The organism is Streptomyces niveiscabiei, assembly GCF_001419795.1.
GTDB classification, from domain to species: Bacteria; Actinomycetota; Actinomycetes; order Streptomycetales; family Streptomycetaceae; genus Streptomyces; species Streptomyces niveiscabiei.
In genome coordinates this window covers 1-7,088 of record NZ_LIRL01000053.1, presented here as the reverse complement: position 1 = coordinate 7,088, position 7,088 = coordinate 1, and the positions used below count along the sequence as shown (strand labels likewise).

The 7,088-nt window shown below is 71.7% G+C and carries 7 protein-coding genes; all 7 read left to right on the top strand.

All coding sequences use genetic code 11. From position 1 onward, the window contains the following. On the top strand, window positions 1-807 hold an 807-nt coding region (locus AOK24_RS03365; RefSeq protein WP_055718545.1), incomplete at its 5' end, for a pseudouridine synthase. Between the two features lie 26 nt (window positions 808-833). Further along, window positions 834-1,454, top strand: coding sequence for a TetR/AcrR family transcriptional regulator (locus tag AOK24_RS03360; RefSeq protein WP_055718544.1), 621 nt, complete (start codon window positions 834-836; stop codon window positions 1,452-1,454). Window positions 1,455-1,682: 228 nt separating this feature from the next. Then, complete coding sequence (locus tag AOK24_RS03355) at window positions 1,683-3,356, top strand: ATP-binding protein (RefSeq protein ID WP_240553629.1); 1,674 nt, start codon at window positions 1,683-1,685, stop codon at window positions 3,354-3,356. Further along, window positions 3,353-3,760 carry a roadblock/LC7 domain-containing protein gene (locus AOK24_RS03350; RefSeq protein ID WP_055718542.1) on the top strand — a complete coding sequence of 136 codons (408 nt, stop codon included), beginning with the start codon at window positions 3,353-3,355 and terminating at the stop codon, window positions 3,758-3,760. Before AOK24_RS03355 ends, AOK24_RS03350 begins: the two co-directional genes overlap by 4 nt. Beyond that, window positions 3,757-4,173, top strand: coding sequence for a DUF742 domain-containing protein (locus AOK24_RS03345; protein WP_055718541.1), 417 nt, complete (start codon window positions 3,757-3,759; stop codon window positions 4,171-4,173). The genes AOK24_RS03350 and AOK24_RS03345 overlap by 4 nt, the downstream gene beginning before the upstream one ends. Beyond that, window positions 4,154-4,774 (top strand): GTP-binding protein, encoded by a 621-nt coding sequence (locus AOK24_RS03340; protein WP_055718540.1) that lies wholly within the window; start codon window positions 4,154-4,156, stop codon window positions 4,772-4,774. The genes AOK24_RS03345 and AOK24_RS03340 overlap by 20 nt, the downstream gene beginning before the upstream one ends. Window positions 4,775-4,809: 35 nt before the next feature. Then, on the top strand, window positions 4,810-6,285 hold the full coding sequence (locus AOK24_RS03335; RefSeq protein WP_055718539.1) for a cytochrome P450: 1,476 nt from the start codon (window positions 4,810-4,812) through the stop codon (window positions 6,283-6,285). Window positions 6,286-7,088: the final 803 nt, after the last annotated feature.

Sequence of the window (7,088 nt, the reverse complement as noted above, 5' to 3'; positions counted from 1 at the left end):
GGGCTGTTCCGGAGGGGTGAGGTCGTCGGGGCCGACGGGCGGGCCCTGGACGAGGGCACCCCCTTCGCGCCGGGGGCGTACGTGTGGTTCCACCGGGAGGTCGCGCCCGAGATCCCCGTACCGTTCGACGTCGACGTCGTCTATCGCGACGCCCACGTCCTCGTCGCCGACAAGCCCCACTTCCTCGCCACCACCCCTCGGGGCAGCCACATCACGGAAACGGCGCTGGCCCGTCTCCGCCGGACCCTCGACCTCCCCGAACTCGGCGCGGCGCACCGCCTGGACCGGCTCACGGCCGGGCTGGTGCTGTTCACGGTCCGCCCGCAGGACCGGGGCGCCTACCAGACGCTGTTCAGGGACCGGAAGATCAGGAAGGTGTACGAGGCGGTGGCCTCCGGTGAGCCGCGCGAACCCCTCCCCCTCACCCTCAGCTCCCGCATGGAGAAGCCCCGTACCTCTCTGACCACGCTGGAACTCCCCGGCCCGCCGAACGCGATCACGCACATCGCCGAGACAGCGCGCCGGGAGAACCTGGCCAGGTACCGCCTGACCCCGGAAACGGGCCAGACACACCAACTCCGGGTGCACATGGCCTCGTTGGGGGTCCCCATCCTGGGCGACCCCCTGTACCCGGAGGTCCACCCCCCGATCCCCCCGACGGACTTCCACCGCCCGCTCCAACTCCTCGCCGGGGAACTCCACTTCACGGACCCGATCACCGGGCGGGAGCACCACCTGTACAGCAGGCGGACGCTGGAGGCGTGGGAGTCGTACGAGGCGTGGGCGGGCGAAGCACCGCAGGCGTGACGAACCGCGTGTGCGAAGATCCCCGCATGGCGACAACCCCAGGTGGACGGCGTGTAGGGCGCCCCCGGGCCGTGGAGCGCGAGGGACGGGGCACCGACCCGCGCGGGGACCTGCTGACGGCCGCGGCGGAACTGTTCACCGTGAAGGGGTACGCGGCGACGAGCACCCGGGCGGTGGCGGAGCGGGCGGGGATGCGCCAGGCGACGATGTACCACTACGTGTCGGGCAAGGAGGAACTCCTCGCGGAACTCCTGGAGTCGACGGTGTCCCCGTCGCTCGCGTACGCGCGGACGCTGCTCGCCCGGACGGACGAGCCGCCCAGGGACCGCCTGTGGGAGCTGTGCCGCGCGGACGTGGAGGTCCTGTGCGGCGGCGAGTACAACCTCGGCGGCTTGTACCTGCTCCCGGAGGTGCGGGGGGAGCGCTTCGCGGGTTTCCGTGAGTCCCGGGACGAACTGAAGGCCGCGTACCGGGAGTTGGTGGCGGAGGCCACGTCCCTCGAAGGCGGCGAGCTGAACCTCCGTACGGACCTCGTCTTCGGCCTGATCGAGGGGGTGATCCTGGTCCGCCGCTCGGACCCGGACCGCCCGGTGGCGGAGTTCGCGCGAGCGACGGCCGACGCGGCCCTGAGGATCGCGGGCGCCTGAACTCCCGCACACCCATACCCAGTTACGGTGTGCGTTCGAACGATTCCGCAGCGCACAAAACGAACGACCATACCCCCACAGGGGGATCCCTTTCAGGCGGTTGCCGAACATGACACGGCGTTGATCCGGTCGGACTAAGCTCGCCCGCAGCGCGCCGAGTTGAGATGGATTCGGGCGCTTGTTCCCGAATATTCTGAAGATGCGGACAATTCCCGACAGAGGGTCCCCATGGTGAGTGCTCAGTCCTCGACACAATCCCCGCCCGGGCGTGAACGCCCCCTCGCCCGGGTGCTGTTGCCCCCGGCGATACTGATGACCGCGGTGAGCGGGGCGGCCCTCGCGCTGGTCCCGCGGTCGGCTCGGGTCGCGGTCGGCGTATGCGGGGCCGTCGCCACGGTGCTGGTGGTGATGACGGCGGTGGAGGTGGTCAGGCGCGGACGCCGGCTGCGCGAGCTGCGCGCGGACACGGAGCGCCGTACGGCCGCGCTGGAGCGGCGGATCGAGGAGTACGCGACCCTCAACCTGCGGGTCGTCGAGGACCACATCCCGACGGCCGTGAAGGTGCTGCGGGCGGGCAACTCCCCCCGGGAAGTCCTCCAGTTGATGCCGGACATCGACCCGACGTTCCGCGACCTCGACCGCGCCCAGGCGGGCGTCGTGACGAGCGTCCTGGACATCGTCGAGCACCAGGAGAACCTGCGGGACTCGGCGCTGCGCTCGTACACCTCGGTTGCCCGGCGCATCCAGGCGATCGTGCACCAGCAGAACGACGAACTGCTGGAGATGGAGTACGACCACGGCAACAACCCGCACGTCTTCGACGACCTGCTGCGCATCGACCACGGCACGGCGATGATCGGCCGCCTCGCGGACTCCGTCGGCGTCATCGGCGGCGGCAGGCCCAGCCGCCAGTGGCCCGCGCCGGTCCCGCTGTACAGCGTGCTGCGCGGCGGCATGTCGCGCATCCTGGAGTACCCGCGGATCAAGCTGGAGTCGATCGCGAAGGTCAACATCCGGGGCATCTCCGTGGAGCCGGTCATCCACGCCTGCGCCGAACTCATGGACAACGCCACCCGGTTCTCGCCCCCGGCGAGCACGGTCCACGTGAACGCGATCGAGGTGCAGACCGGCATCGCCATCGAGATCGAGGACGCCGGCGTCAGCCTCAGCGAGGAGGGCCGCGCCCGGGTCGAACGCATCCTGGAGGACGCCAAGCGCGGCGAGGACATCCACGACGACGGCGGCGCCCCGCAGCTCGGGCTCGCGGTCGTGGGCCGGCTGTGCACGACGTTCAACATGCAGTGCTCGCTGCGCGTCTCGGCGTACGGCGGGGTCCGCGCCGTGCTGATCGTGCCCGCCGAGATGCTCACCGAGGGCCCGGAGACGATCTACGCGCACGGCATCGGCGCGGGCGCCACCCCGACCCTCGACCTCGGCGGCATCAAGGGCCCGCAGCGCAGGCCGAAGAAGCGCCGGCCGACCAGTCCCCGCCTCCCGGAAGGCGTGTCCATGGAGGAGGAGACCCCGGAGGTCACCGAGTGGACGGCCGAGGGGCTGCCGCAGCGGCGCAGCAAGGCCGTCGTCTCCATCCTCGACTCCTACCCGGAGGCCTACCGCCGCCAGCTCGCCGAGGAGGCCGCGGAGAAGGCCGCCGCCGAGCGCGGCGAGCCGGCGCCGGTCGACGAGGAGGAGGAGATGTGGGCGGAGGCCGCCGCGCGCGTGCTGGCCAAGCCCGCCCCCTCCGGCCCCGCGCCCGGCCTCGGCTTCGAGGCGTTCTGGGCGGGCCTGAAGGACAACACGCCCGAGGGCGTCCACCCCACCGACTTCACCCGCAATCCCACCGCATACCTGCACCTGATCGACGACAAGGCCACGGCCGACGACGAAGGGGACCCGACGTGATCAAGCAGCGCGCCAACTTCGACTGGATGCTCAAAGAGCTCTACAGCGGCGTCCCGGGCATCGAGATGATCGTGGTGCTCTCCGCCGACGGGCTGCGCATCGCCCGCTACGGCGGCGACCCGGACGCCGCCGACCGCGTCGCCGCCGCCTGCGCGGGCCTCCAGAGCCTCGCCGGGGCCGTCGCCGAGGAGATCCCCACCGTCCAGGGCGACATGAAGCTCGTCGTCATCGAGATGGACGGCGGCTACTTCTACCTGATGGCCGCGGGCGCCGGCGCCTTCCTCGCCGTCCTGTCCGACGTGCGCTGCGAGCCGGGCGCGATGAGCCTGCACATGCGCGACCTCGTCGTACGCATCGGATCGCACCTCACGAGTCCGCCCCGGCGGAAAGGCCAGACCGTATGACTCCTCCGCAACGCCGGCGACGCGCCGCCCTGCGCCCCCTGCCCAAGCCGGCCGAACCCGCGGCGGGCGGCAGCGGGGAGGGGAAGGAGAAGAAGGCCCCCGAACGGCTCTACACCATCTCGGACGCCGACGGCGAGCGCGCGCCCCTCGACCTGGTGACGCTCGTCGTGGCGCGGACCGAGCCGAACTCCTCGACCGGCCCCGAGCGGACGGTGGTACTGCGGATGTGCGCGACGCCGCTGTCCCTGGCCGAGGTGTCCGCCTACCTCTCGCTGCCGTTCAGCGTCGTGTCCGTGCTGATCACCGACATGCTCGCGGCCGGACTCCTCGACTCGCGCGCGCCCGTCGTCCGGCAGAAGATCCCCGACCGGTCCCTCCTCGAAGCGGTGATGCATGGACTTCAACGCCTCTGACACGATCCCCGGCCCACGCGCCGAGGACCGGCTCCCGCACACCACCGCCGCCGCCGCGAAGATCGTCATCGTGGGCGGGTTCGGCGTCGGCAAGACCACCATGGTCGGCTCCGTCAGCGAGATCAGGCCGCTGACCACCGAGGAGACCATGACGCAGGCCGGGATCGGCGTCGACGACGACTGCGGCTCCGACACGAAGACCGCGACCACCGTCGCCATGGACTTCGGGCGCATCCGCATCAGCGACGAGTTCGTGCTCTACCTCTTCGGGACGCCCGGCCAGGAGCGGTTCTGGTTCCTGTGGAACGGGCTGTTCGAAGGGGCGCTCGGCGCGGTCGTCCTCGTCGACACCCGGCGGATGGACGTGAGTTACGAGGTGATGGGGCGGCTCGAAGAGCGCGGGGTGCCGTTCATCGTCGGCGTCAACACCTTTCCCGACGGGCCCCGTTACCCGATTCCCGTGCTGCGCGGGGCACTTGACCTGCATCCCCGGATCCCGATCATCGAGTGCGACGTCCGCCGCCGCGCCTCCAGCCGGGACCTCCTCACCACCCTCATGGACTTCCTCAACACCCTTCTGGACAACGGCGCTCTCGTCTGACGCCGCCGTCCACGTCATGAAAGCGACCCCTTCCCGTGACGTCTGACCACACCACCACCGAACCCCCCGTCGGCTGCCCGGCCCACGGGCGCGGCGCGGGGGGACTGACCCGGCTGTTCGGGCCCGGCTCCGAGGATCTCAACGCGCTGTACGAGCAGTTGCGCGAGGAGCACGGGTCCGTCGCGCCGGTCCTCCTCCACGACGACGTGCCCATCTGGATCGTCCTCGGGCACGCCGAGAACCTGCACATGGTGCGCTCCCCCACGCACTTCACCCGCGACAGCCGGATCTGGACGCCGCTCGTCGACGGGCAGGTCAAGCCCGACCACCCCCTGATGCCGCACATCGCCTGGCAGCCCATCGCCTCGCACGCCGAGGGCGACGAGCACAAGCGGCTGCGGGCGGCCGTCAAGGCGTCCATGGAGGGCCTCGACGACCGGACGCTCCGCCGGTACATCAACCGGTCCTCGCAGCGGCTCGTCAACGAGTTCTGCGAGAGCGGGAAGGCCGAACTGGTCTCGCAGTTCGCCGAACACCTGCCGATGGCCGTCATGTGCCACGTCCTCGGCATGCCCGAGGAGTACAACGACCGGCTCGTGCACGCGGCGCGCGACGCGCTCAAGGGGACCGAGACGGCCATCGCCAGTCACGGGTACGTCATGGACGCGCTCAGCCGCTTGACCGCGCGCCGACGCGCCGAACCCGCCGACGACGCGGCGAGCAAGCTGGTCACCCACCCCGCGAAGCTCACGGACGACGAAGTCCGCGAGCACCTGCGGCTGTTGCTGTTCGCCGCGTACGAGGCCAGCGTCAACCTGCTGTCCAGCGTGCTGCTCCAGGTCATCATCGACCCGCGCTTCTACGCGAAGCTGAACGGCGGCCAGATGACCGTCCCCGAGGCGGTCGAGCAATCCCTGTGGGACCACCCCCCCTTCAGCACCATCTTCGCCTACTTCGCCAAGGTCGACACGGAGTTGGGCGGCCAGCGCATCCGCAAGGGCGACGGCCTCCTCTTCGCCCCCGCCCCCGCGAACGTCGACCCGCTAATGCGGCCCGACCTCTCCGCAAACATGCGCGGCAACCGCTCCCACCTCGCCTTCGGCAGCGGCGCCCACGAATGCCCCGGCCAGGACGTCGGCCGCGCCATCGCCGACGTCGGCGTCGACGCCCTCCTCTTCCGCCTCCCCGACGTCCAACTCGACTGCCCCGAATCCGAGTTGCACTACACCCAGTCCATCTCCTCCCGCCACCTGGTCTCCCTACCAGTCCACTTCGACCCCAAACCCCAACAAGACATCACCCACAAACCCAGCCACGCGAACCTCCCCCAACCCCGGGGAAGCTGGCCGTTGCCGACCCGCCGAAAGCCGGTTCCGGAGGAGGGGACAGCAGAGAAGAAGGCCCCGACGGAGGAGCCAACAGCACCGACGACACCGGCACCCCTCCCGACGACCGACCAGCGCCGACCGAGCTTCTGGCGCCGGGTGCTGACGTGGTGGAGGGGGTACTAAGAGGGGCACGGCCCGAGGCAACGGCGCGAAGCCAAGGAAGACGGCCCCAAGGCGACCGGCCCAGGCAGCGCGGAGCCGAGAGGGCCGGGCCGCCGGGGCCGAGCCGAGGGAAGCGGGCCGCCGGAGCCGGGCCGAGAGAGCCAGAGCCCAGGGCTACGGGGCCGGCAGGCGGGGACACGGTGGCCGGGGACGGCGCCTCCGCAGGCCCGGGGGCAAGGCGAGGGACGCGGAGCCGAGAGGGCCGGACCGCCGGGGCCGAGCCGAGGGAAGCGGGCCGCCGGAGCCGGGCCGAGGAGGCCGGGCCAGGAGGCGCGGAGCCCAGGGCTACGGGGCCGAGAGGGCTGAGCCGAAGGAGCCGGAGCCCAGAGCTACGGGGCCGGCAGGCGGGGCCAGGGGGACACAGTGGCTGGGGACGGCGCCTCCGCAGGCCCGGGGGCGAGCCGAGGGACCCCGGAGCCTAAGGGACCAGGCCCAGGGGCACAGGGCCAAGGAAGGCGCCTCCGAGGGACCGGGAGTCGCGGGGCCGAGAGGGCCGGGCCGAGGAAGCCGGGCCCAGTCGGCGCGGGCCGAGGAAGCCGACGCCGAGGAGGCCAGGCCCAGTCAGCCCGGGCCGAGGAAGCCGACGCCGAGGAGCGCGGGCGCCAAGGGAGTGAGGGGCGCGAGGCGGCGCGGAGCCAAGGAACGCCAGGGGCGCGGAGCCCAGGCGGCGCGGGCTAAGGCGACCGGGCCGGGGGCGCGGAGCCGAGACGGACAAAGGGCCCGAGTTGCCGAGTGGCGCTCGACCGGACCAGGAGGCGCGGAGC

Excerpts from the sequence above, each read along its gene's own strand:
- AOK24_RS03360 (WP_055718544.1), top strand. The coding sequence starts at position 834 with ATGGCGACAACCCCAGGTGGACGGCGTGTAGGGCGCCCCCGGGCCGTG.
- AOK24_RS03355 (WP_240553629.1), top strand. The coding sequence starts at position 1,683 with ATGGTGAGTGCTCAGTCCTCGACACAATCCCCGCCCGGGCGTGAACGC.
- AOK24_RS03345 (WP_055718541.1), top strand. The coding sequence starts at position 3,757 with ATGACTCCTCCGCAACGCCGGCGACGCGCCGCCCTGCGCCCCCTGCCC.
- AOK24_RS03340 (WP_055718540.1), top strand. The coding sequence starts at position 4,154 with ATGGACTTCAACGCCTCTGACACGATCCCCGGCCCACGCGCCGAGGAC.